Origin of the sequence: Frigidibacter oleivorans, assembly GCF_003993775.1 — a bacterium.
Classification (GTDB): domain Bacteria; phylum Pseudomonadota; class Alphaproteobacteria; order Rhodobacterales; family Rhodobacteraceae; genus Frigidibacter; species Frigidibacter oleivorans.
In genome coordinates, this window is record NZ_RJRZ01000005.1 from 64,443 (window position 1) to 86,520 (window position 22,078).

A 22,078-nucleotide genomic window follows, 5' to 3' on the forward strand; every position below is an offset into this window, starting at 1 on the left:
GGCGAGAGTTCTGCCGGGTATGGTGTCGACGGATTGCTGGCAGCGCTCACGCGCTGCCCTCCGCCAGGCGGTAGACCGGAATGCCCATCTTGCGGGCCTTGTCGGCGAGGTTTTCCTGAATGCCGGTGCCTGGGAAGACGATGACCCCGATCGGCATCGCGTCGAGCATCCGGTCGTTGCGCTTGAAGGGCGCGGCCTTGGCGTGTTTCGTCCAGTCGGGCTTGAAGGCGACCTGCGGCACCTTGCGGTTGTCGGCCCAGGTGGCGGCGATGCGTTCGGCGCCTTTTGGCGATCCGCCATGCAGGAGTACCATGTCGGGGTGCTTGGCATGAACCTGATCGAGCCTGGCCCAGATCGTCCGGTGATCGGTGGTCTCACCGCCCGAGAAAGCAATCTTCGGTCCGGCGGGCAGTAGCACCTCGTTGTCGGCCCGTCGCTTGGCGGCGAGGAAATCGCGGCTGTCGATCATGGCCGAGGTCATCTGGCGATGGTTGACCCGTGAGCCGGAGCGCGGCGACCAGGGCGTGCCGGTGGTGCGCAGGTAGAGGTCGGCGGCGGTCTCGCGGAAGGTCTCCATGCTGTCGCGGCGCTCGATCAGGCTCTGGCCGATACCGATCAGGGTTTCAAGCTGGACGGATTTGACCTCGCTGCCGTCCTGTTCCCGCTGAAGGCGCTTCTGCGCCTGCTCGTTGTCGTCGAGTTTGCGTTCGGTCCGCTCGACGGCACGATGGAAGGTGTTGACGGTGGACCACATGATCTCGTCGAGGTCGGAATCGAGTCTGGTGTCGGCCATGGTGGAGATCAGGGCGTCGAAGATGTCGGCGACCGCACCCCGGATCGCGTCGTCTTCGGGCGTGATCCGGGGATCGGCCTCCTCCTCGGCGGGATGGTAGCCATAGAGTTCGAGGTCTTCGATGACATGGCCGGTCGGGGACATGCCGTGATCGGGTTCGTATTCGTCATGAGCGTACATGGGATGCGTCCTTCGGCTGGGCCGCGACCGTCGCGGCCTTCATGGCGACGACAAGCCCACGGGCGTTCCGGTCTGGCAGCCCGAGCCTTCTGCGAGGGCCTTGATGGCAAAGCCCGGCTGATTTGATGATGTGGACACCCCCACCCCAACCGTCGAATCTGGTTTCAACGGTTCTCCGGGAAGAAGGAGTGGTTGGATATGTCCGGAATGATCATTGGCCTCGATCTCGCGAAGAGCGTTTTCCAGGTCCACGCAGTCGATGCAGACGGAAAAGTCGTCATCACACGAAAGGTGCGGCGCTCCCAGATGCTCGAGTTCTTTGCGAGGTTGGATCCGTGTCTGGTTGGAATGGAGGCGTGCCCTTCCGCGCACCATTGGGCGCGAGAGCTTTCTGCCCTAGGCCACGAAGTCCGGTTGATGGTCGCGTCCTATGTGAAACCCTACGTCAAGCGCCAGAAAAACGACATGGTCGACGCCGAAGCTATCTGCGAGGCGGTGACGAGGCCGACCATGCGGTTCGTCCCGATCAAATCTGAATCGCAGCAGGCCATTCTCATGGTCCACAAAACCCGCGCTCTTTTGGTCCGCCAAAGAACAATGCTTGTGAACGCCCTGCGAGGCCATCTCACCGAGATGGGCGTCGTAGCGCCAAAGGGGATCAGACGGCATGCCGATCTCGTCGAGCGGGTGCTTGCACACGGCGCTGACGAGATTGACTTGCCGCCACTCGTGCGTGACATCGTGTTTTCCTCTGCCCGACAGATCGACTCCTTGAATGCCGAGATAAAGGAGCTCGAGAGGAAAATCCTGGAATGGCACCGCACGAGCGAAGCCAGCCAACGGCTGGCGACGATCCCCGGCGTCGGCGTGATCACCGCATCCGCAATGGCGGCCAGTGTAGTGGACCCTGCTGCCTTCAGATCGGGACGAGATCTTGCCGCATGGCTCGGCCTGACACCCCGATCCAACTCATCTGGAGGCAAAGAGCGACTTGGACGGATCACAAAGGCCGGCAATCGATATCTGAGAACCCTGCTGGTCATCGGGGCGACCGCTGTCGTCGGCTTCTCGAGGCGCTCAAACGAGGGGCCATTGTTGAGTTGGGTCAGAAAGCTCCTGCAGGCAAAATCAGCACGCCTGACCACCGTGGCTTTGGCCAACAAGATGGCACGGATCTGCTGGGCGGTGATGGCACGCAAGACCATCTACGGGGAAACAGCCGCATAAATTCCGACGCACTGGCGTCACAACAGTTCGGAGGGTCTGCCCAAGAAGCGTGATGACTACCGGTTTTGCCGGGGATCAGGAAAACCCGTTCGCGAGACAGCGCCCGAAAGCGCGATGATTTGATAGGGACCATGATCCGCGGATATCATCAGGGCCCGCGGCCAACCGGCCGCACTACGAGGCCGGACATATGCAAGCACCCAACCGGATTCGACGCGCTTTGAGGAAAGACTTGACGAAGGGGGTGTCCACATATGCTTCGCGATGCAAAGGCGGCTCTGCCGCCGGCGGAAATCAGTTGCCCCCCGTCCTTGAAGGGGCGGCCCCTTTGACGGCCGCCTGCCCATCTCTTGAAGGCCGCGCGGGTGACGTGTGGATGAGATTGCCCGGGAAGAGGCAAAGCGACGATCCAGAACCATGACAAGGATCCGTGGCCCCTGCCCCGCACTCCCGGACTGCCCCTTTCGCGATTCAGTTCAGCCGAACGGGCGAGGCCGATCCTCGGGCCCGATCTGACCTGCCAGATGCTGGCGCAGCGCCTCTTTGCCGTACGCCTGGAGATCATCGTTGAAATCCCCGAGCCGCGGTTCCAGCACCCGTACGGCTATCCCGGCATCAAGGGCTCTGGCGCTCAACCTCTCTGCCGCGCGTTGCCCGGCCGGATCGCGGTCGATGGCGATGTAGAGGCGCTGCAGCCCCTCCGGCAACTGGACCGCCCCGAGGTGACCCGACGAGAGAGCCGCCCAGACGGGAAGGCCGGAGGCCGCCTCGGAAAGGGACAGCATGGTCTCGATGCCTTCGCCGACCACGAGGATGTCTTCATGCGGGGTCAGCCTGACGGCATTGCCGAGGAGGTGACCCATGGCACGCCGCTGCGTCTCAACATCCGCCTTCCCCTGTCCGTCAGGTGCCAGCCAGGTGCGATGCACGCCCTGCAAGGCCCCTGCCCCATCGGTGACCGCCGCGATCAGCGCCGGTCTGGGGACGCTCCGGGTCTGGCCCTCATCCCGATGCCAGCACTTCGGGTGGAAGCGCAGCGCGCTCATCATGCCGCCTTGGGTGAGGCCCCGGGAGCGGAGGTAGGTGTCGGCAAGCGTGCCTGCGACCGGCACCGAGGCCGCAAAGAGCCGCGCCGCCGCCGCTGGTGTGCCGCCGGGGGCCTTGGCCTTCTTTGGCACCGGCGCATCTGGGAGGACCGGCTGCGGACGGCCAAGATGCGCCCGGGCCTCGGCCAGAAGATCGGGAAAGCGCGAGATCCCGGTCCGCTCGCGGATGATGTCGAGGAGATCGCCATGCTCGCCCGTGGCGCCGTCGGTAAACTTGCCAGCAGCACCCGGACCAGACGTGGGCCCCGTAAGCCGCACAAAGAGCGACCTGCCGGGGTTGTTCTGCAGATCGCCCACGATCCAGTAGGACCCTTCCCGCCGTCCAACGGGAAGGTAGGCGCGACACACGCTTTCGGCGTTTTCCGCCAGAGCGCGGATCAGATCTTCGGTCTCGGAATACATGGGTCAACAACCTCCGCGTGCATGTAGTCCCGTGACAGGACAACGTGCAAGCAGGCGATCCAGCACGGCAATGCCACCCGAGTCCGCCGGGCAGAAGAGACGCAGTTTCCAGCTGATGATCTCCGAGAAGAAACCATCGGCCTTCAGCCGGTCTTTGGAGGCCTCAGTGAAGCCCGAGAGTTCGATCCGGTTCACGCCCATGACGCGGGAGCGGTGCAACTCCATCCCCTCGGCCAGCCGCACCACGGATTTGCCCTCCAGAAGGAGGACATGGACTTGGGCCGCCGTGAGTTGCGGCGCATCCGCAGCCAGCGTGGTCGCGACCCAGGTGGGCGAAACCCGGCGGCCGATGATGCGCTGCCCATCGTCGGTTTGTAGCCGGTAGACGCGGGTTTCATCCTGTGGGAGCTGCTTCCAGATCGGCAGTAGGAGGCCCGCCACGATGTGCAGCGTGGCTTCCGAGAACTCCGGCACCTCTGCCAGTTCCGCGGTCCAGGCGGCAGCGAAGGCCGCGCGGTCGGCTTCCAGCCAGTGAGTGTCGTCCATGATCTTGGCAGGCACGGTACTGGCCTCAGTCGGACGGATCAGACGCAAGCGAGGCTCGATCGTGCCATCATCCAGCATCAGGCTGGTGGCGGGTACCCGCACCGCAGCCCGGCCGGAGCGGCTGTTGACCAGAAGGCGCGCCTTCGGGTCGTCGAGCCAGTCCAGCGCATCGGCAAGCGAGGTCGGCGTGTTGCGCCGTTTTTCCGCGATGGTCAGAAGCTGAGTTTCTGCACCCGAGCCGGGATGGGTGTAGATCACCCTGGCATCCGTGACGCGGAAGCTCTCGGCGCGCAGCGTCTCGAGCCCGAGGTCGTAGACACCAGCGGCGATGGCGCCCTCGATCCGTTGGTCGAGCAGTTCCTCGAAGGCCGAGAACAAAACGGCCTGCATGTCGATCGTCAGCGCGAGCAGGCGATTGAGGAAGGTCGTGATCGGCGGCAGGTCATCCTTCAGACCGTTATCATCGGTCAAGCTGAGACCGGTGGCATCCTCGAAGGCCCCGAGCGAGCAGCCCACCACATCGCCGCGGTAGATGCGGCGGTAGAGCTGCCGCAGCGCATCGCGGGCATAGGGGCTCTCGAGGTTGTCCTCGGGCCGGAACAGCCCCTGCCCGCCGGTCTGCCGCTGGCCACGGGTGATGGCACCCAGCGTGTCGAGGCGGCGCGCGATGGTGGAGAGGAAGCGCTTTTCCGCCTTCACATCAGTGGCCACCGGCCGGAACAGAGGCGGCTGCGCCTGGTTGGTGCGGTTGGTTCGGCCGAGGCCCTGGATGGCCGCGTCCGCCTTCCAGCCCGGTTCCAAGAGGTAATGCACCCGCAAGCGCTGGTTCTTCGCGCCGAGGTCGGCGTGATAGCTGCGCCCAGTGCCGCCGGCATCCGAGAAGACCAGGATGCGCTTCTGGTCATCCATGAAGGCGGCGGTCTCGAACAGGTTGGCCGAGCTGGCACGACTTTCGACGACGAGGCGCGCGGCATGGCCCTCGCCCTTGCGCACGATGCGGCGCGACCGGCCCGTGACTTCGGCCACGAGGTCGGTCCCGAAGCGCTGGACGATCTGGTCAAGCGCCCCCGGCACGGGCGGCAGGCTGGCGAGCTCTTCGATCAGCGCGTCCCGCCTGCGGGCGGCCTCTCGACATTCGACTGGTTGGCCGTCGCGCACCACGGGCCGCGAGGACAGGTTGCCCTCGCTGTCGGTGAAGGGCTCGTAGAGCTGCACCGGGAAGGAATGGGCGAGGTAGTCGAGGGCATATTCCCGCGGTGTGATGTCGACGCGGATGTCATTCCATTCCTCGGTCGGGATCTCCGACAGGCGGCGTTCCATCAGCGCCTCGCCGGTCGAGACGATCTGGATGACGGCCGCATGGCCTGCGGCGAGATCGGCCTCGATGCTTGCGATCAGTGTGGGGGTTTTCATCGACGTCAGCAGATGGCCAAAGAAGCGCTGCTTGGCGGATTCGAAGGCCGAGCGTGCGGCGGACTTGGCCTGCCTGTTCAGTGTGCTAGACTCTCCGGTGATGTTTGCGGCCTCCATGGCCGCGGCGAGGTTGTTGTGGATGATGGCGAAAGCCCCGGCGTAGGCATCATAGATGCCGCGCTGCTCAGACGTCAGCGCATGTTCCAGCATCTCGTATTCGACACCGTCATAGGAGAGTGACCGGGCGGTGTAGAGGCCAAGCGATCGCAGGTCGCGGGCGAGAACCTCCATCGCAGCCACACCGCCGGCCTCAATGGCCTGCACGAACTCGGCACGGGTTGCGAAGGGGAAATCTTCGCCACCCCAGAGACCGAGGCGTTGCGCATAGGCGAGGTTGTGCACTGTTGTCGCCCCCGTGGCGGAGACATAGACCACGCGGGCATTGGGCAGCTTGTGCTGCAGGCGCAGGCCCGCCCTGCCCTGCTGCGAGGCTTCCGTATCGCCACGCTCGCCCTTGGACCCTGCGGCATTCGCCATGGCATGGCTTTCGTCAAAGAGGATCACCCCGTCGAAGTCAGAACCCAGCCAGTCGACGATCTGGTCGACGCGGGATTTCTTGGCACCGCGTTCTTCGGAGCGGAGCGTGGCGTAGGTGGTGAAGAGGATGCCCTCGGTGAGCGGGATGTCGCGACCTTGGGCGAAGCGCGACAGGGGCGTCACCAGAAGCCTCTCCTGGCCAAGCGCCGACCAGTCGCGCTGTGCATCCTCGAGCAGCTTGTCGCTCTTCGAGATCCAGAGCGCCTTACGCCGTCCTTGCGCCCAATTATCGAGCAGGATGCCAGCCGACTGCCGGCCCTTACCCGCGCCAGTGCCATCGCCAAGAAAGAAGCCACGGCGGAAGCGGGTGGCGTCCGCGGCATCATCGGACGCAGCCGAGACCATGTCACCGGTTTCATCGACGGTCCACGAGCCGGCGAGATAGGCGTCATGCGCTTCGCCTGCATAGATCACGGTCTCCAACTGCGCGTCAGACAGCAGGCCATCACGCAGGACGGCGGAGGGGAGTTTCGGGCGGTAGGTGGGCTTCGGGGGCGCGACCGATGCCATGGCTGCCGACTGCACCAGTTTGGTCGGGTGCGGTGCCGCGCCGGGGATGTCGATGGCCTGCAGGCGGAAGGTCTCGTCGATCGCGTCTGAAATGCGCGCGGAGCCGAGGTCGTCCTCCGTCTCGCGCAGGGTGTAGCCGAGGTCTTCGGCATCCGGCGTGGTGACATGCACATCCATCTTGGCCGCTGCCGTCGAACGCAAGGGTCGAGCGGTGAGGCCGGAGGAACGGCCGGGAATTCCCCGGAAAGGGGAAGTGGTCGGGGAGCACGCGACTGCGCCCGCATCCATCTCGAGGCGTGGCGGGACCTCTGCTAAGATCCGGGCGAGGAGCTGCGGCGCATCGACGGACATCGGCCGAGCCAGATCGGCGGTGATGCCGCCCGCCTCGCCACCACGACATTTGTCGAAGACCGAAATCCGCGTCTCGAAGCTGGTGCCGTGCTTGGCGAAGGCGGCACCGGAAACCGCACCCGTAAAGACCAGATGCGCGGTCTCAGTCAGGCGGTCGAAGGTTTCCGCCCAAGCGGGCGCATACGGCGCGAAACCGGCCCCGGTGATTGCAACCAGACGCCCGCCGGGCACGAGGCGCGCCAGCGCCGAGCGCAGATGCCGCGCCGTCGCCTCGGTGCTGCGGCCATCGACATTGGCCACCGCCGAGAAGGGCGGATTCATCAGGATGACGCTGGGGCGCAGCCCTGCGTCGAGGTGATCATCGATCTGTGCGGCATCGAAACTGGTGATCGGGCACCCCGGGAAAAGGTGGCGCAGAAGGTCGGCGCGCATGTCAGCCAACTCGTTCAGCGCGAGACCGCCGCCAGCGATCTCGGCGAGGATCGCGAGAAGACCGGTCCCGGCCGAAGGCTCGAGGACCAGATCGCACGCCGTGATCTGAGCTGCCGCCATTGCAGCCAGCCCCATGGGCAGCGGTGTCGAGAATTGCTGGAAGCGTTCCATCTCCTCCGAGCGGCGGGTGTGCGTCGGCAAGAGGCCGGTAACCTTGGCGAGGATCGGCAGCAGCGCGGCAGGCGAGCCTGCCCGGGCCAAGAGTGCACGGCCGAACTTCCGCAGGAAGAGCATCAGCGCCACCTCGCCCGCCTCATAGGCAAGCTTCCAGTCCCAGGCGCCATCGGCATCGGAGCCGCCAAAGGCGCGCTCCATCTCAAGCCGCAGGCGCAGCGCGTCGATCTGGAAGCCTTGGGCGAGATCGGGCTGCAGCGCCTCGGCCACGGCGAGGATCGCGGGCGCGGGATCGCAAGATGGAACAGGAACGGTAGGCGCAACAGGCGCGAGATAGGTCATCGGGAGACTCCGGAATGAGGGACAGGATCAGCCCCGGACGCCCTCTCTCGGGCACCCTCAGGCCTGATCTTCCCCGGCCACCCTCTTCCTCTCGAACCGACGCTTGGCAGTCGCTCAGCTTGATTTTGTTCTTGTTATGTTCTATATTGAGGATCAAGCCAGTAAGGGAGTTTCCCGATGGACAGCACCACATACGCCTTGCCCGCAACGCCCAAGCAAATTGCCTATGCGCGGTCGCTCGCCCTGCGCAATCAGACCCTCCTGCCCTGGGAAGTTCAGCAGGACCGCCGGTCCTTGAGCGCCTGGATCGAGGCGCAGTCCCAGCTGAAACCAGTCTCCGACATGGATCGGCTGCCCACGTCGAAGCAGGTGGCCTTCGCGGAGAAACTCGCCCGGATCAAACGGCGCGCCGTCCCGGACGAATGCTTCCGCGACAAAGGGCTGATGTCGAAGTGGATCGACGGGAACAAGTGATCCCGACACCGGCTGGCTCCGGCCCTCCAGAGCGTTTGCCATACCGTGGCTTGGCAACCGAAGCTCAATTGCCAGCCTATAGGTTGGCAGGTTCGACCTTCAGGACTTCAACCTCGGTCAAACTCCTGTCCGAGCCGCGCCAGATCCGCGAGTGCGGCATCTTTTTTCTGCATGTCGTCCTCTTCAGCGATCAGCTTGCGAACTGTGCTGACGGACAGGAACATTCTGAGCGGGTTCGAAGGCAACGGCTCAAACCCGTAGCTCTCGTAAAGCGCCTTGCGGCGCGCAACGCGGTCTGGATCGCCGCAGTCGAGCACATCGAGCATGACGACGGCGACGCCAATGGCGTCGGCCGCAACGGCAATGCGCCGTAGGGCGTCGACCAAAAGATCGCCGCCAAACCCGGCGCCGCTGAACTTCCGATCCCGCCCGATCATCGAGATATATGCGGCAGGAATGTTGCCATGCGAAGGCCGGGTCCGCGCGAACTTCGCTGGCAGACCCGTGAACTGAACGGCGTGCGCATTCAGGGCATAGAAGCCGATGACCTTCCCGTCAGGGTCGACCATCACATAGAGGCGGACACGGTCCGCCTTGGCGAGCTTGTTCGCGGTCTTCTGGAAATAGTTGTCGACTTGTTCAACGCCGCAAGAAAAAGCCGCCCGATTATGCTTCGAAGGATCGAACGGCTCGATGGTGTAAGCGACCGGTTGTGACGCGGCCATTTACTTCGACACAACCGTGTCGCTGTGTCGACGGAAGGCCGCGCGCAGGGCATCGGTCGGCGCAGCTGGTGCATCGAGCGCCGCGAAGAACGCCTCATGATCGACCGGCTGCAGCATGGTGCGTTCATGCGCCGCGATCGTTGCCAGCGCGGCCTGATAGGCGGCGTTCATCGTGAAGACGGAATCGTCGACGCCGGACAGTGCCGCGGCCTGCTGGATGGCAGTCTTGATGCGGGGCTTCGTCCGAAAATTCATCCGGGCCTCGTTGCGCTCGTCGATTGCGCGGGTGGTGTCGTGGAAACCGAGCATGGTCGCCTCCTGAAATGTCCTGTCGATATGTACGCCAGATCGACGTACGTTTCAAGCGTGCGGTCGGGAAAGTTCTTCGAAGGGTGCGCCCTCACCCGAACCTGCGCCCGGCTTCAGTGAAGGTGTACTCGTTCACAATGATCCCCTCCTCGATGGCGTCGTCCGAGGTCAGGTGGTCGTATTCGGTCTCAAGCTGGCGGTAGAGCCAGCGGGCCAGATCGCGCAGCGCCTCGGTCACGATCTCCTCTGCGTCCTCAGTCGGCGGCTGCCAGGTCGGGCTGTCCCGCGTGACGTCAACGGCCATGGTGTATTCGTGGTAGTAGCGGCCGCGATGGCTGACCTCGGCAGTGAGCTGGTAGAAGTTACGCCGCTGGATGGCCTGCAGCCGGTCGGCGATGCCGTGCAGCGTCGCGTCGCTCGGGGCGTAGTCCCGGATGCACGAGGCCGCGCCCTTGGAGTGGCTGAGATACCCTTCGAACGACGCCCCGTCGCCCTGGCTCCAGAACCCGGAGAACCAGATGCAGGGCTTGGCCCGCGTGCCACCGCCCATCAGGCGGACGAGCGTGGTCTTCAGGCGGATACCAAGGATCTCGCAGACCCTCTCGAAATCCTCATAGACCGCGTCCCACCAGTCGTCGTGCGGGCCGAGTTCGCGATACCAGCTGCGCGCCTTTTCCTTGGCGGCCTCCGAGAGTTCGGGGAACTGGTAGACGGTGGTGCAGATGATTTCAGGCATCAACGTCCTCCCCGTTCAGCGCGGCGGCGAGCCATTCTTGCGTGCTGGTCCAGCCGATGGACTTGCGTGCGCCGAGATCGATGACATGCGCGCCGCCGCCGAAGGCATCGAGGCGCGGCCGCGAGCAGGTCAGGGCGTACTGGATGCCCCATAGGCCGGTGAGGTCGAGCTCTGCTGCAAGGCGCAGCACGAAGCGGATAACCGCCTCGACATCACCGTGGTCGTCGTCATGGATCCAGAGGGTGCAGCCCTCGGGCGCGTCCTGGCGCACGAGGTCGAAGCCCGTGACCTCCGGCTCGTCGGCGTCCTGATCGGCTTCGCGCAAGCTCTGGAACAACGCGAGCGCGCGGGCGGCCTTGTCGGGGGTGCCGACGTCAATAAGGCACGAGAAATGGGTGAAGTAATCCGCCATGGGGACCTCCTGAACGGGGAAGACCCGGCCAAGAGGCCGGGCGCTGAGTCGGGATAAGGGGGTGGTTGAGAACGATCAGCCGGCCGGATTGTCGCCCGCCGCCTGTCGCGCGGCATGCGCGCAGAGCATCTGCCGGTAGAAGCGCTTGCGCGCAGCCCGGAAGCCAGGAACGGCGCGCGTGTCCGGGTGGAGCGCCCTGACCGCCGCCCGAAGGACGGCGTAGGGCGAAGCGGTCGCCGACAGGCCGAGCCGATGATAGGCCGGATCGGTCATCTCAGGTGACCTCGATCACGGGCGAGGCGAGATGCGGGTCGACCAGTGCATCGATCCGTTCGGCCCGACCCATCCAGGGCTCGGGACGGATCGCCCTCACCCAGTCGGCAAAACTCGGGATGAAGCCGAGGTCCTCCTTCACATGCTGCTCGCCGACCCATCGGGTCGGGATGACGCGTCCGGTTGAGAGGGTGAGGGTGGGACCGAAGATCGTCTCCGCCATGAAGATGCCCTCGGCGTGGTGGCGGAGCGCCCGGTGTCGGAAGTCCGCTGTGATCTCCTTGCTCTGGTCGAACCAGGCATGCACCGCCATGAAATCCTCGACCGTGCCGCCCCATTTCTTCACCGAGGAGAGGGCGTGGTGATAGGGATGTGCCATCGCCGCACCCTCAGAAATCATGGGTGAAGAGTTCGGACGAGGTGTACCGCTCGTTGAACTCGAGATGGATGCAGCGGGCCGCGGCGTCGAAGCAGAATTCGCCCCAGGCACCGTCGTTGTTTTCCCAGCCGCCATGGGTGTCGGAGAGGAAGTCGTAGGCGAGTTGCTCGACGACATCGTCCAGCGAGAGCTGCCGCATCTCGACCTCGGGGTCGTCCCAGGTGAGCGCGGCATACTCGATCTCGGTCGCGGGGAAATCGACCGCGGTTTCACCAGACCATGCACCGATACTTTCGATCTGGCCGCTGTCCCCCGCACCGTCGAAGGTCACGGTGACATGGGTGATGCCAGCGGCCATGAGACCGTCGAAGAGGCGGTCCTTGTTGCCGGGGCGCAGCGCGTCGATCCGGGCCGCGCGTTCGGCATGCGCCGCGAAGATCTGCGCCATGTCGACGGACGAGGGTGTCATCGGCGGCGTGAGGGTGGGTTCGGTCAGGGTCATCGTGAGTCTCCGCTAAGGTTAAGGGATCGGAGCCGGTCCGGGCGATCTCTCTCCCCCGGACAAGCTCCAAATCCCCCCTGCCCTCCCCTGCCTCTCGGGCCTCAGGCAGCGACTTGCAGCGCCCGGGCGGCAAAGGCGCGCCAGAGCGGGTCTACGAGACGCCCATCCAGAAGATCGGCGCGGTGGCGCAGCCGTCGCGCCAGATCGGGCTCGGCCCAGGCAGTCGCGCGGCCGGCCTGCGCGCGCAGCTGGCTCGCCTCGGTCACGACGCCCCGCGCCTCGGCCGCGCTCGTCACCGGGTGGCACCAGGCGACGGCGTGGTTGCTGGCGGCCCCGGCCAGAACAAGGCGCTGATCGCGGTCGAGGATCGCCAGAAGCTGGGGCGGAGCATCCGGGACGATGCCCTCGGCATGGTCGATCGCGCCCTGCATGGCCTCGGCCAGCGTCGCGAAGCGGGCGAGCACTAGGGGCGCGGCGCAGCCCGACATCAGATCGGCCGGAGCGCGGCGCGACAGGGTCAGCGCGAAGGGATGACTGAGGTCAGTGTCGCCGACAGCGAAGACCGGCGCGAAGCCCTGCAGGGCGGTGCTCGGGTGGACCGGAAGGGGCAGGTCGAACATGCGGGAAATCTCCGACGGCGCGAGAAGCCTCTCTCCCCGCCTCATCCGTCAAAGACCAAACCGCCGCCCTCGTCCTCGAAGGGGCAGCGGTGATGGGTCCGATAGGCCCTCAGAGCTTGCCAAGGGCCCGCAGGCTCAGCTCCGTCCCCGCGCCGACGATGATGTGGTCGTGCAACGTCAGTCCGAGGTACTTGCAGCCCTTGTGGATCTCCTTGGTCATGCTGAGATCGGCCTCCGAGGGCGTCGGATCGCCCGAGGGGTGGTTGTGGATCAGGATCAGGGCGCTGGCGTTCAGCATCAGCGCCCGTTTGATCACCTCGCGTGGATAGACCGGGACATGATCAACTGTGCCAGTCGACAGGAGCTCATCGGAGATGATGCGGTTCTTGCGGTCCAGGTAGAGGACATGGAAGCGCTCGATGGGCCCTCTGACAGTCAGAGCGCAATAGTCGATCAGCGCCTGCCAACTGCCGATGACCGGGTTCTGGCTGAGGTAACGGCCGAGGATGTCACGGGCCTCGAGGATGATGGTTTCTTCCTGGGGGGTCATGAAGGTTCTCGCTGAAAAGCGCAGGCCGAAGCCCCCTGCCCTCTCGAGGCGGGGCCTGCGGCATGCTGTTTGAAGGGGAAAGTGCGACCGCCGCGCGCGAGGGCGGTCGCGTTGTCGGGCCCGGCGTCAGCCGACCCGGTCGAGGAGCTTCTTGGCGCGCCCCTCCAAATCGAGGCGGGCATCCTGTTGGGTCTTGTCCCGCGCAAGCCGCGTGATGCCTTGGACGAAGTCGAAGATGCTTTCTGGCGGGCGGCCCTCCTCCATCAGCACCTTCTCGATGATCTTGCCGGACTCGGCTTTCGAGAAGCCGCGCTTCCTGAGGAAGTCATCCCGGTCCTCATCCGTCCGCGCGACGATCTGCTGCCGCGCCGCCTTGATGCCGTTCACGAACCCCTGCGGCGAGGAATTGGCAAACCGCGTCAGCGCGGGCGCGGCCTCATGCGCGAAGCGCAAGGCCGCGTATTTCGAGTGGCGGATCGTGATCTCCTGGAAATCCTCGACACCCCAGAGGTTCCGGTTCTGGCACACCGCCCGCAGGTAGAAGCTGGCCATGCCGAGGGTCTTCGCCCCCACCTCGGAGTTCCAGCAGTAGAAGCCCCGGAAATAGAGGTCGGGAGAGCCATCCGGCAGGCGGCCCGCCTCGATCGGGTTGTGATCGTCGACGAGGAACAGGAAGACATCCCGGTCCGAGGCATAGAGCGTGGTCGTGTCGCGGCTGATCTCGACATCGGGGTTGTAGACCCCGGTCGACCAGTCGAGGACGCCCGGCACCTTCCAGCGCGTGTCGCCCGTGCCATTACCCGCGATGCGCTGCACCGCCTCGACGAGTTCATGGTCATGGATGCGGCCATAGTCGGGACCGGTCACAGCGCGCAGCTCAGTTCGGCCGTCTTCCGTCTCGAAGGTCTTGACCTGCTCGGCTCGGTGGTTGGTCAGGCCATATTGCAAGTTGATGCCCGCCAGCGGCGCGGGCAACTGCCGCAGGTAGGAGGCCGGAGCACCGACGATGCTGGCAAGCTGGCCGAAGGCCCAATGCGTCGGCGCGACCGGCTCATGTGCCTTCGGCAGCATCAGGTGCAGCCGCTCGGGGTTGTCGCGCGCGGCTTCGATGCGGATGTCAGCCGTCTGCACCACGCGGCTGCGGCTGCGATCGGAGCGGCCTTTCACATTGGCCCATAGATCGTCGAGCGACAGATAACGCTCGTCATCCGGCCGATTGAACCATTCGGACGACACCCGCCCATTCCGCTCACCCCGGCTCACATCCACCTTCCAGCCACCAGCCTTCCTCGGTGCGACCGGATCCAGAACTTCCACAACGCCCATCGGCTATCTCCCGCGGCGGGCGCCGGGAGCCACTCTCCCAGCCCTCAACCCGTCACCGGGAAACCGGCACTCCTCTGACTCTGGCCGACGTGAAGGGCGAAAAGCGGACGGTCGCTGCCGTCGGAGTGAGCGGCGGCTGCGGGTTGATGTGAACGATCGCCGCACCTCGTAGTTGTGATCTGGGCGGGAACGCGTCGACCAGCTATCTGTTAAACATGGTCTTAGTTTCGATCCCCGCCGCCGGATCCATAACAAACAAGCACTTACGATGACCGCAGCCAGGTGTGAGCTACGTCAAGTGCCGAATGAACACCGTATTCGAGCGAAAAATCGCTCCTGTCGGTACTTAGAAGAGAGCCCCCTGCTCTGAGTACTCGGCGATAGAATCTTCCTCGAACTCGATGCCAGACATGGCACCCAGGTCCCTAACGATCCTGACCAGGTGATGCGCGGTGTTCAGTTCCCGCCAGCCAGTCGCGTCGCCGCAGGTATCGGTCAGCCCCTTCGCGTTTCGCCAGATACGGTCGTCCGCTGGGGAGAAGCCCCGGCCGCTGTACTCCTTGCTCTCGACGATCTGCTTGCAGACGTCGCGCATAGTCGGAGTGAAGGCTCCCGAGTCGCTGCCCCTGACGACCAAGGTGTGGGTCGTGCCCGTGTAGCGCAGGTGCGGCCTCGGCCGCCCGCCTCTCTTGCCCTTCGGGAACACCATCCGCCCGCAATCCGCGCCGAAGTCACCGTAGGCCAGTCGATCGGGTTGGACGCCGGTCTCTTTAAGGGCCGCCTGGAAGGTGGTCCACTCCGCCCTCGCGATCAGCGTGCGCTCGTTGGCTCCGACCGGCAGTTTGTCCGGGTACGCCGACGCCTGGTACACGATCTTGCTCCACCGCGCCGCGGCGTCCAGTTGGTCAAAGATTTCGCCGATGGCGGGCGCGAAGTCGGCGCCCAGGGGAGCCCCGGTGAAGTCCACGAAGAGGACACACTGTTCCGGCCGGACCCCCGCCTTCTCCACCGCCTCGACCAAAGCGGCGGGATCAACTTCCTCGAAGTCCATGTAGATGCCCGCCCTAACGTTCCCGTCCCGAACGAGCGCGTGGCGGGCCGGATTGGACAGATCGGCGATCGTCAGCACCGGAAGCAGGCGCGAATTCACGGCCGTGGCGATGCGGAAGAGAGTCGCCACCCCCTCGTCGCCGAGGGCCGCCGCTGCCAGTTGCGGGTCAAGAAACGCACGCCGGTGGGGCCAGCTCTTTCCGAGGCGCTCGCCCATCATGTAGGCGATCTCGTCCAGCGTTGGCACGCGCCCCTTTTCGGGATCGGACTCGGTGGGCGGCGGCACCACGAAGCGAGGGCAGACATGGCCCTGATAACGAGGAGCCAGCCTGCCGCAGGCCGCGAACTCGCCGGGCTTAGCCCTGAGGGCCGGGAAGTATGGGAGCATCACTCTTTCCTTTCTGGGCTTCGCCCACAAACAGTTTCCTCACGGTGTTCCTCCCGATCTTGTTTGCAAACAGGGACCACTCTCCCCGTTCTTTGCGTATCCGCCCGAAAACAATCGCCGGATGGATACCCAACTCGTTGGCAAAGCGCTCGATTACCGCAGCCGACTTCGCGATGCGGGCGGTAGAGCGCCGCCAGCGTTCCTCCGGGATGAGTAGGTTGGAGGCGAAGCGGTTTGCCTCCTCCTCCTGTTCATCGACCGATGCCTCTTGATCCGTCTGATCGTAGAAGCCTACGGCCAGCCCGGTGGCGAAGTGAAGCGTGACGTGGGCAAGCTCGTGCATCAGCGTGAACCAGAAGTTGTCCACGGTGTCGGTCCTGACGGTCATTCCGATGACCGGTCTCCCATCCACGATGAAGGCCGCGCCGTCGATCTTCAGGCCGGGGACCTGCGGCTCCACGATCAAAACAATGCCGTGGGTCGCGAGCACCTCCACCGCCAGGAGTGGCCCGTCGGGTTCTTTGCTCAGGCGCACCAAGTCGGGCATCCACTTGAGCTCAAGCGGCTCGTGAACGTCCTCGACGGTTGCGAAAGCCTCCCGCGCCTTTGCTGTTACCCTCGCGCGCCAAGCGTGGAGCATGACATCTTCGGTGTGATCCACAACGTTGAGGCCAGTTCGGAGAAGCCCGGGACTTCCAAAGTCGATCCTGTTCTCCGCGATGTAGCGACGAAGTTCTGCCTCAGTGAAGTCCTCGGCGAACCAGCCGTTCTCGCGCCCGTGCTTAAGGATTTTCTTGATCTCGGCTTTCGACACACCGTCGATGACCCTGTCCAGCCCGCGGAATTCCGGTTGGTCGGGCATGTCTGCCCACGGGCGCACACCGAGCAGCGCCGCCAAGCGATGGTAATTCTTGAGGCTGATCTGGCCATATCGCTCAGCTTCCCACCGCTGGACCTGTTGCTCCTTCACGCCGAGGCGCCACGCCAAGTCTTTCTGAGAGAAGCCATTGGCGATCCTCGCCACGATCAGCATCAGTCCAAGGTCGCGATTAACTAGTGCCTTAAGAGCGGAGGGGCGTTGGGTTTCCTTGGCCTCCTCATATGCCTCGACTGCGCGTGTCAGGCGCTCGCGCTCGGCCTTCATCATGCGCGAGACTTGGGAAACTACCTCGGGCGGCAGTCCGGCAACAACCGGTTCCATCGCGCGCTCAGAGCTCAGTGCCTCGGTCAGACGGGAAATGCGGGCGCGCGTTTCCCGAGCCTCCTTCTCGTTCAGGGTGATTCCATTCATCGCCATGCCTCAATTTACCCAACTTATTTGTTGTGGACAAGTACACAACGGATAAGTTGGGTGCAAGAGCTAGCGGTCAGTTCTCTTCCGGTTTCGCCTTGCGGCGCATAGGAACGTCTACATCCGCCAGCCAGTCGGCGAAATGGGCGTAGATCTCCTAGCCTGCGTTTACTCTCTTCTGTGCAATGAACTTGCACAGTATGATTTTTCGGAGCTACTGAGGCAGCTTGTAGACAACGTTGTACAGGACGTGTTGAGGTATCGGCAGTAGCGTATCACCTCCATCATCTCATAACTCAAGATGACCGGCGATGACGCTACCGACCCGCCGCGAAGACGCGGTGAACATGCGCTTCAACGCCGTCTGTGCGCAGCTCGTAATCACTGCGTATTGCGCCGGGGCCGAGCTCATCGAAGATGTCATCGGACTGTGCCAGTTCAAACCCGGCGGGATCCATCCAGCCCACGCGCCCGTCGCGGCGAGCAGGAATGACATTATACCGGCGACGACGGCCATCCGTCCCGGTTAGCTCGACCAACTCAGGGAGATCATCAAACAGGTCCCGGACGTCGCGCCCTAAACTGAGCTGCCAGCGTAAGAAATGCTGCGGATCGATCAGATCCTCTGATGAGATTTCCTCAAGGTCGTCGTCAAGCCAAGTCTCGAATTCTTCGCGGCGCCCCGCCGCGGCTTCTCGCGTCTGCGCGAGACCCTGGGACAATGCGAAGGCGACGAAGGGGTCGTGCGTGCCCCAGCGAAGCAACTCGCGCGCCCAAAAGCCGTACCAAGGCATACCAGTAGTATCCTTCCATTCGGCGAGCGTCGGCACTGCGAATGCATCTGCCGCGCCATCTGACCACGCTTGGGTGACGACCGCACCAATCGCGATGCCGAGGCGAAATTCCAGATTGTCCGCAACAAATCGCTGCCACCCTCGCAACGCGTCGGCATCGGGATCGAAACTGTCGGGTTCGTCCATCCACCATCCCAGCACATCGGCCCAACGTTCAAGTAAAGCTTGATCCGTGTCGGTGCTGCGCACTCGGAAGCCGAACCCGCGGTCATTGGCGAGTAGGTCGCCGATGGCCTCGAATACCTCGATACGCGCCGTCGCCTCGGCTTCGCCATAGGTGTCGGCTTCTTCGATGAGCCTGCGAATGTGCGGCGCGACCTCCTCGAAGCGCCGACCGACCAGCGGAGTAAAGCCATATTGATAGAGGCGACGGCGCTCGGCGGCATCGGGATAGACGGTCCCGACGATGCCGCGACCGCGCAGAACAAAAGCCTCCTTGAGCCAAGTCTCCTGCTCGGCGGCGACGGCGCTAAAGGTCGTGCTCCAGAGCTGCGCCAGATGCTCCTCTGCGCGCGCCGGCGTCATATCTTGCCCCTCGGCCTTGGCGATTTCCTCGATCGCGGTCAGCAGGATGCTATCCAGTTCATCTACGGCGTCCGCCAAGCGAGACTTGCGATCAGCAGCATCTTCCCCGGCGTAATCGCTAATCTCGGTGGGCGCGGTGCTTTCGAGCCAGTCGAGAAAATCATCGGGCTCGACACCAAGGACACGAATTGCGCGCTCGCGGATCGTCCACAACAGCAGAGCCAGCGGACTTTCCACTTCGCCGGCCTCAGCCTCCTCAATCAGGAGCGCTTCGCGCATCCGATCATAGTCACGCTGGAGTTCGTTACGCTGCTGACGCTGAACAGGAATAGTTTTGGGCGCCGTTGCCGCCTCGCGTGTCGGGATAGCGACGAGAGTCATGCCTTCGATGCCCTTGGCCGCGCCTGGTCGACCCGCGCGCCCAGCAAGGTTGCGGATCTCGGAGGTCGGCAACGGAGTGACGACCTGCTGCTCAGAGACCTGGTCCCAGGACCGCCGCTTGAGCGAGGTAAGAAAAATGAGGTCGAAAGGCAGGTTCACGCCTTCGGTCAGTGTTGCCGTCGCTACCGTGATCGGACAGATCCGCCGCTCTATCATCTCGGTCATCAGCCGCCGTAGGCGCTGGGGCATTTGGCCGTGGCTCGAGGCGATACCGCGTTCGAGCAAAAACATCTCGAACGACGCCTCGCCGCAATAGTCACGGCAGGCTGCCCGGGCTTCATCGAAACGCTCGCGCAAGAACCCTTCGGGTGACCGGAACTGGGGCGCGTTCGCCCAGGCCGGTAGCAGCAGCGCTTCCTGGAACCAGCGCATGGTCTTCTCCGGCTCCTGAGCGACCGAAATCAGAATGCGCTGATCTTCCTCGACGAGATGGAGCGCGGTCCAGAGTACGCTCAGGCAGTTAAAGCGATTCAGGCTGTTGCGCATACGCGCGGGGATGTCCGGCATCGGAGGCATTCGCAGCGGCAGATAGACGGGCTGCTCCTGGCCGCGGACGTAAAGAGGCCGGCCGTTCATTATATCGAGGAGGATCCGGCCCTGCGCACCGGGCGCGGTTTCCAGTACGCCGATCACCTGCCGCGTGCTTCGGTAGCGCACCCCGACAGCAGTCGCATCGGCGCGGCCCTCGATCCATTTGGCGACCGGACCCGCGGCGCCGCCGGCTACTGCAGTGAGCGCGATGCGGACGACATTGGGACGCTGGACCAACACGCGGGAGACCAGTTGCTCGAGCCGGATGGCGCGATTGCTGTGCTCTGAAAAGCTGACGCGGGTGTTCTCGTTGGCTTCGGGAACGACCTGATGTGCTTCATCGACAATTATAAGCCGGAGCCGCGCCGCTAGGATCGGTCCGAGATAGCGCATCAGGGCATCGGCCTTCTCGACTGTCGCGATCAGTACGGTTGGTTGGTCGTCGGTCAACCATGCATCGGTGATACCCCAATCAGCACCGCCGTAGAGCGCGGTCACCGTCATGTCGCGGCCGAGCTCAGAACGGAGCTTGGCCTCCACTTCGCCGGCCAGCGCACGCGACGGAACGAGATACATGGCGAGTGGCGCGAGCCCGTCGGCTTCGCGCAGCAGCAGTTCGCGCACCAGTGCGAGGTTGGCAATCAGGGTTTTGCCCGAGCCGGTCGGCGTACAGAGCGCAAAGGAGGTTTCCTGTCGCAGGCGATCTATGCCTTGGAGCTGCGACGTCCACAGGACGCCGCGCCCCCGGCTGAACTGATCGCGCGCATAAGCGAGCAGCCGACCTTGCCGCTCGGGGTTCAGGTTAGCGAGCGAGCGAACTGCACCGTAGATGCTGGCCTTACTGTAGCTCTCGGCTACCTGATAAAGCAGCGATATGATCAGTGAGGCATCGTCGCTGAGGATCCGCATCGCCATCCTCTCCAGCGCTTGCAGCTTGTCCATTGCGCGGGCGAGACGGGCATCGTCACCTCGCCGCAGGCTGTCGGCGACTAGGCCGAGGCTCCGGATCAGTTCGACCGTGAAATATCGGCCGACCCGTTCGATATCCTCTCGGTCCTCGACCGCGGCGAGGAGACGACCTGCAGCAGGTACCGTCAAGTCAGGATTGGCGCTCCAATAACTCGCCGCGCGTCGCAGTACGCCGTCGAAATCGGCCCGCAGGAAGGCACCATATAGCGCGACCCCCTCGTGCTCGGTTGGGATTTGCGCCATTAGGCCTGTGGCCATCGCAGGCAGCCCGCCGAGTTGGTAAGCGCCGGCGGCGAGCAGTTCAATTGGCACCTGCCTTCCGGAATCGTCCCCTGCGCGCGCCAGCCATTCAAGGATCTCGCCGGCGCGGCGGTAGCAATCGATCGCGCGCCTAGACATAGGCCCTTCAATCTCGCGGAAGACATGGGCCGCATGCAGCAGGCGCCGGGCGTCAGAGCGCTGTCCGTTGGATTCGCGTTCGGTCCACTGGATCGTCTGGACCTGCCAGCTCGTCTGGAGACACCGCACGTAGGCCCTCGCCTGCGACCGCGAGAGTTCATTCTCGATGGCGAGCTGACGGCGAAGTCGATCGGCGATTTCAAGCCGTTCGGGGTCAAATTCAGGCATCTGCACCCGCCCGCCATAGGCTCGAGTAGATTTGCTCGATCAGATCGGCACCTTCCTCAAGGACCAGTTCGATGACCTGAAGATCGTGTGGGGCGGTATAGTCCTCGGGACATTCCTCCCATGGGATCAGGTAGCCGCCTGCCTCGCGGCGACGAGCGCCATTGCCGGAGATCAGGATCAGGTTTGTACGCGGCAGCGGCGGTCCGTCGAGTGCGATTGCGCGATCGATCGACAGGATCGCGGCGGCGTAGTCCTGCGGTGCGCGCAGTTCGAGCAGGCGCTGCAACTGGCGCAAGCCATGCGGAACCGGCATATCACGGTTGATCTCGAACCAGACGCCGCGTCCGTTCCGCGCCCGCTCGCCGTCTTCGTCCTCCTCATCCTCATAGTCGCCGAACATCAGAGTATCGACCACAGATTGTGTAAGCCGGTTGCGCCATTTCGCTTCTCCGGCGATTAGTCTGATGACCTCTCCATCGTCGTCAAGCGAAAGGCCAATGAAGTCGGAGCCGAAGCGTCCAAAGATCGGACGTTCGCGATCGGCATCGCGGGCAAAGGTCCAGAGGTAGCTTTCAACATCGGCATGGTAGCGGAAAAGGAAGATTGGCACAGTCCAATTATGGGCGCCGACGAATTCCTCTTGGTAAACCTCAGTCAGCAGGCCCGCCATGACCTCACCGAACAGTCCGTGCTGGGCGGTCAGTGGTAGGCAATTTGGATAGCACGCATGCGCACCGGGCGCGTCAGCGTCGGGATGCAAATCGATTGCAATCTGCGCGTGGAAATGTTCCCGGGCGTCAAGATGTGCGGATTCGAAATACGGGCGCAGGCCGCCGACAAGTTGAGGGCTAAGGGCCATCTGCTGCTCCAGCAGCAGATGGCCATAATTGCCCTCGACGCTCGGATAGGACTTGAGCCATTCCTCCATCGTGGCGACTGGCGGCTCACACGTATGCATTCGTACCCCGAGCGTTCGTTGTTTCGTCTATAGGGTAGTGCGACACGGTTGAAAACAATCTCAAC

Annotated in this window: 19 protein-coding genes; 2 read left to right on the plus strand and 17 right to left on the minus strand. The window is 64.0% G+C overall.

Annotation, left to right across the window (positions count from 1 at the left end):
- Nucleotides 1–46 precede the first annotated feature (46 nt).
- A complete protein-coding gene (locus EEY80_RS08760) occupies nt 47–973 on the minus strand; it encodes a DUF2493 domain-containing protein (protein WP_126976209.1) in 927 nt (308 codons plus the stop codon).
- A gap of 198 nt (nt 974–1,171) precedes the next feature.
- On the opposite strand from EEY80_RS08760, the gene EEY80_RS08765 reads away from it, so the two are divergent.
- Nucleotides 1,172–2,200 (plus strand): IS110 family RNA-guided transposase, encoded by a 1,029-nt coding sequence (locus tag EEY80_RS08765; protein WP_010400842.1) that lies wholly within the window; start codon nt 1,172–1,174, stop codon nt 2,198–2,200.
- A gap of 476 nt (nt 2,201–2,676) precedes the next feature.
- Here the strand turns inward: EEY80_RS08765 and EEY80_RS08770 are convergent, their stop codons facing one another.
- Both EEY80_RS08770 and EEY80_RS08775 read right to left on the minus strand, forming a co-directional pair.
- Nucleotides 2,677–3,708: a DUF7146 domain-containing protein gene (locus tag EEY80_RS08770; protein WP_126976210.1), complete on the minus strand. Its 1,032-nt coding sequence runs from the start codon at nt 3,706–3,708 to the stop codon at nt 2,677–2,679.
- A 3-nt stretch (nt 3,709–3,711) separates the two neighbouring features.
- On the minus strand, nt 3,712–8,073 hold the full coding sequence (locus EEY80_RS08775) for a bifunctional class I SAM-dependent methyltransferase/DEAD/DEAH box helicase (RefSeq protein WP_126976211.1): 4,362 nt from the start codon (nt 8,071–8,073) through the stop codon (nt 3,712–3,714).
- 177 nt (nt 8,074–8,250) lie between these two features.
- Here EEY80_RS08775 and EEY80_RS08780 point away from each other — a divergent pair, with 177 nt between their 5' ends.
- Nucleotides 8,251–8,547 (plus strand): hypothetical protein, encoded by a 297-nt coding sequence (locus tag EEY80_RS08780; RefSeq protein ID WP_126976212.1) that lies wholly within the window; start codon nt 8,251–8,253, stop codon nt 8,545–8,547.
- A 107-nt stretch (nt 8,548–8,654) separates the two neighbouring features.
- Here EEY80_RS08780 and EEY80_RS08785 read toward each other — a convergent pair whose 3' ends face one another.
- The 14 genes from EEY80_RS08785 to EEY80_RS08850 form a co-directional block, all read right to left on the minus strand.
- Nucleotides 8,655–9,272 (minus strand): GNAT family N-acetyltransferase, encoded by a 618-nt coding sequence (locus EEY80_RS08785; protein ID WP_126976213.1) that lies wholly within the window; start codon nt 9,270–9,272, stop codon nt 8,655–8,657.
- Nucleotides 9,273–9,581 (minus strand): type II toxin-antitoxin system TacA family antitoxin, encoded by a 309-nt coding sequence (locus EEY80_RS08790; protein WP_126976214.1) that lies wholly within the window; start codon nt 9,579–9,581, stop codon nt 9,273–9,275.
- A 91-nt stretch (nt 9,582–9,672) separates the two neighbouring features.
- Nucleotides 9,673–10,317, minus strand: coding sequence for an antitoxin of toxin-antitoxin stability system (locus tag EEY80_RS08795; RefSeq protein ID WP_126976215.1), 645 nt, complete (start codon nt 10,315–10,317; stop codon nt 9,673–9,675).
- Nucleotides 10,310–10,729, minus strand: a complete 420-nt coding sequence (locus EEY80_RS08800; RefSeq protein WP_126976216.1) for a hypothetical protein — start codon at nt 10,727–10,729, stop codon at nt 10,310–10,312. Before EEY80_RS08800 ends, EEY80_RS08795 begins: the two co-directional genes overlap by 8 nt.
- A 75-nt stretch (nt 10,730–10,804) precedes the next feature.
- Nucleotides 10,805–11,002: a hypothetical protein gene (locus tag EEY80_RS08805; protein ID WP_126976217.1), complete on the minus strand. Its 198-nt coding sequence runs from the start codon at nt 11,000–11,002 to the stop codon at nt 10,805–10,807.
- A gap of 1 nt (nt 11,003) precedes the next feature.
- The gene (locus EEY80_RS08810) at nt 11,004–11,381 is read right to left on the minus strand and encodes a DUF6915 family protein (protein ID WP_126976218.1); all 378 of its coding nucleotides are present in this window, start codon (nt 11,379–11,381) and stop codon (nt 11,004–11,006) included.
- A 10-nt stretch (nt 11,382–11,391) separates the two neighbouring features.
- Complete coding sequence (locus tag EEY80_RS08815; protein WP_126976219.1) at nt 11,392–11,883, minus strand: DUF6878 family protein; 492 nt, start codon at nt 11,881–11,883, stop codon at nt 11,392–11,394.
- A 101-nt stretch (nt 11,884–11,984) separates the two neighbouring features.
- On the minus strand, nt 11,985–12,503 hold the full coding sequence (locus EEY80_RS08820; protein ID WP_126976220.1) for a DNA repair protein RadC: 519 nt from the start codon (nt 12,501–12,503) through the stop codon (nt 11,985–11,987).
- Between the two features lie 109 nt (nt 12,504–12,612).
- A complete protein-coding gene (locus tag EEY80_RS08825; RefSeq protein WP_126976221.1) occupies nt 12,613–13,053 on the minus strand; it encodes a JAB domain-containing protein in 441 nt (146 codons plus the stop codon).
- Nucleotides 13,054–13,179: 126 nt separating this feature from the next.
- The gene (locus EEY80_RS08830) at nt 13,180–14,379 is read right to left on the minus strand and encodes a DUF932 domain-containing protein (protein ID WP_126976222.1); all 1,200 of its coding nucleotides are present in this window, start codon (nt 14,377–14,379) and stop codon (nt 13,180–13,182) included.
- A 346-nt stretch (nt 14,380–14,725) separates the two neighbouring features.
- The gene (locus tag EEY80_RS08835; protein ID WP_126976223.1) at nt 14,726–15,817 is read right to left on the minus strand and encodes a beta family protein; all 1,092 of its coding nucleotides are present in this window, start codon (nt 15,815–15,817) and stop codon (nt 14,726–14,728) included.
- On the minus strand, nt 15,786–17,108 hold the full coding sequence (locus tag EEY80_RS08840) for an XRE family transcriptional regulator (RefSeq protein WP_205749067.1): 1,323 nt from the start codon (nt 17,106–17,108) through the stop codon (nt 15,786–15,788). The genes EEY80_RS08835 and EEY80_RS08840 overlap by 32 nt, the downstream gene beginning before the upstream one ends.
- A gap of 317 nt (nt 17,109–17,425) precedes the next feature.
- Complete coding sequence (locus tag EEY80_RS08845) at nt 17,426–21,055, minus strand: DEAD/DEAH box helicase (protein WP_126976225.1); 3,630 nt, start codon at nt 21,053–21,055, stop codon at nt 17,426–17,428.
- On the minus strand, nt 21,048–21,983 hold the full coding sequence (locus EEY80_RS08850; RefSeq protein ID WP_205749068.1) for a hypothetical protein: 936 nt from the start codon (nt 21,981–21,983) through the stop codon (nt 21,048–21,050). Before EEY80_RS08850 ends, EEY80_RS08845 begins: the two co-directional genes overlap by 8 nt.
- Nucleotides 21,984–22,078 lie beyond the last annotated feature (95 nt).

What these genes read in the sequence shown, in the direction of transcription:
- EEY80_RS08760 (WP_126976209.1), bottom strand. Translation starts at nt 973, where the DNA reads ATGTACGCTCATGACGAATACGAACCCGATCACGGCATGTCCCCGACC.
- EEY80_RS08765 (WP_010400842.1), top strand. Translation starts at nt 1,172, where the DNA reads ATGTCCGGAATGATCATTGGCCTCGATCTCGCGAAGAGCGTTTTCCAG.
- EEY80_RS08770 (WP_126976210.1), bottom strand. Translation starts at nt 3,708, where the DNA reads ATGTATTCCGAGACCGAAGATCTGATCCGCGCTCTGGCGGAAAACGCC.
- EEY80_RS08775 (WP_126976211.1), bottom strand. Translation starts at nt 8,073, where the DNA reads ATGACCTATCTCGCGCCTGTTGCGCCTACCGTTCCTGTTCCATCTTGC.
- EEY80_RS08780 (WP_126976212.1), top strand. Translation starts at nt 8,251, where the DNA reads ATGGACAGCACCACATACGCCTTGCCCGCAACGCCCAAGCAAATTGCC.
- EEY80_RS08785 (WP_126976213.1), bottom strand. Translation starts at nt 9,272, where the DNA reads ATGGCCGCGTCACAACCGGTCGCTTACACCATCGAGCCGTTCGATCCT.
- EEY80_RS08790 (WP_126976214.1), bottom strand. Translation starts at nt 9,581, where the DNA reads ATGCTCGGTTTCCACGACACCACCCGCGCAATCGACGAGCGCAACGAG.
- EEY80_RS08795 (WP_126976215.1), bottom strand. Translation starts at nt 10,317, where the DNA reads ATGCCTGAAATCATCTGCACCACCGTCTACCAGTTCCCCGAACTCTCG.
- EEY80_RS08800 (WP_126976216.1), bottom strand. Translation starts at nt 10,729, where the DNA reads ATGGCGGATTACTTCACCCATTTCTCGTGCCTTATTGACGTCGGCACC.
- EEY80_RS08805 (WP_126976217.1), bottom strand. Translation starts at nt 11,002, where the DNA reads ATGACCGATCCGGCCTATCATCGGCTCGGCCTGTCGGCGACCGCTTCG.
- EEY80_RS08810 (WP_126976218.1), bottom strand. Translation starts at nt 11,381, where the DNA reads ATGGCACATCCCTATCACCACGCCCTCTCCTCGGTGAAGAAATGGGGC.
- EEY80_RS08815 (WP_126976219.1), bottom strand. Translation starts at nt 11,883, where the DNA reads ATGACCCTGACCGAACCCACCCTCACGCCGCCGATGACACCCTCGTCC.
- EEY80_RS08820 (WP_126976220.1), bottom strand. Translation starts at nt 12,503, where the DNA reads ATGTTCGACCTGCCCCTTCCGGTCCACCCGAGCACCGCCCTGCAGGGC.
- EEY80_RS08825 (WP_126976221.1), bottom strand. Translation starts at nt 13,053, where the DNA reads ATGACCCCCCAGGAAGAAACCATCATCCTCGAGGCCCGTGACATCCTC.
- EEY80_RS08830 (WP_126976222.1), bottom strand. Translation starts at nt 14,379, where the DNA reads ATGGGCGTTGTGGAAGTTCTGGATCCGGTCGCACCGAGGAAGGCTGGT.
- EEY80_RS08835 (WP_126976223.1), bottom strand. Translation starts at nt 15,817, where the DNA reads ATGCTCCCATACTTCCCGGCCCTCAGGGCTAAGCCCGGCGAGTTCGCG.
- EEY80_RS08840 (WP_205749067.1), bottom strand. Translation starts at nt 17,108, where the DNA reads ATGAATGGAATCACCCTGAACGAGAAGGAGGCTCGGGAAACGCGCGCC.
- EEY80_RS08845 (WP_126976225.1), bottom strand. Translation starts at nt 21,055, where the DNA reads ATGCCTGAATTTGACCCCGAACGGCTTGAAATCGCCGATCGACTTCGC.
- EEY80_RS08850 (WP_205749068.1), bottom strand. Translation starts at nt 21,983, where the DNA reads ATGGAGGAATGGCTCAAGTCCTATCCGAGCGTCGAGGGCAATTATGGC.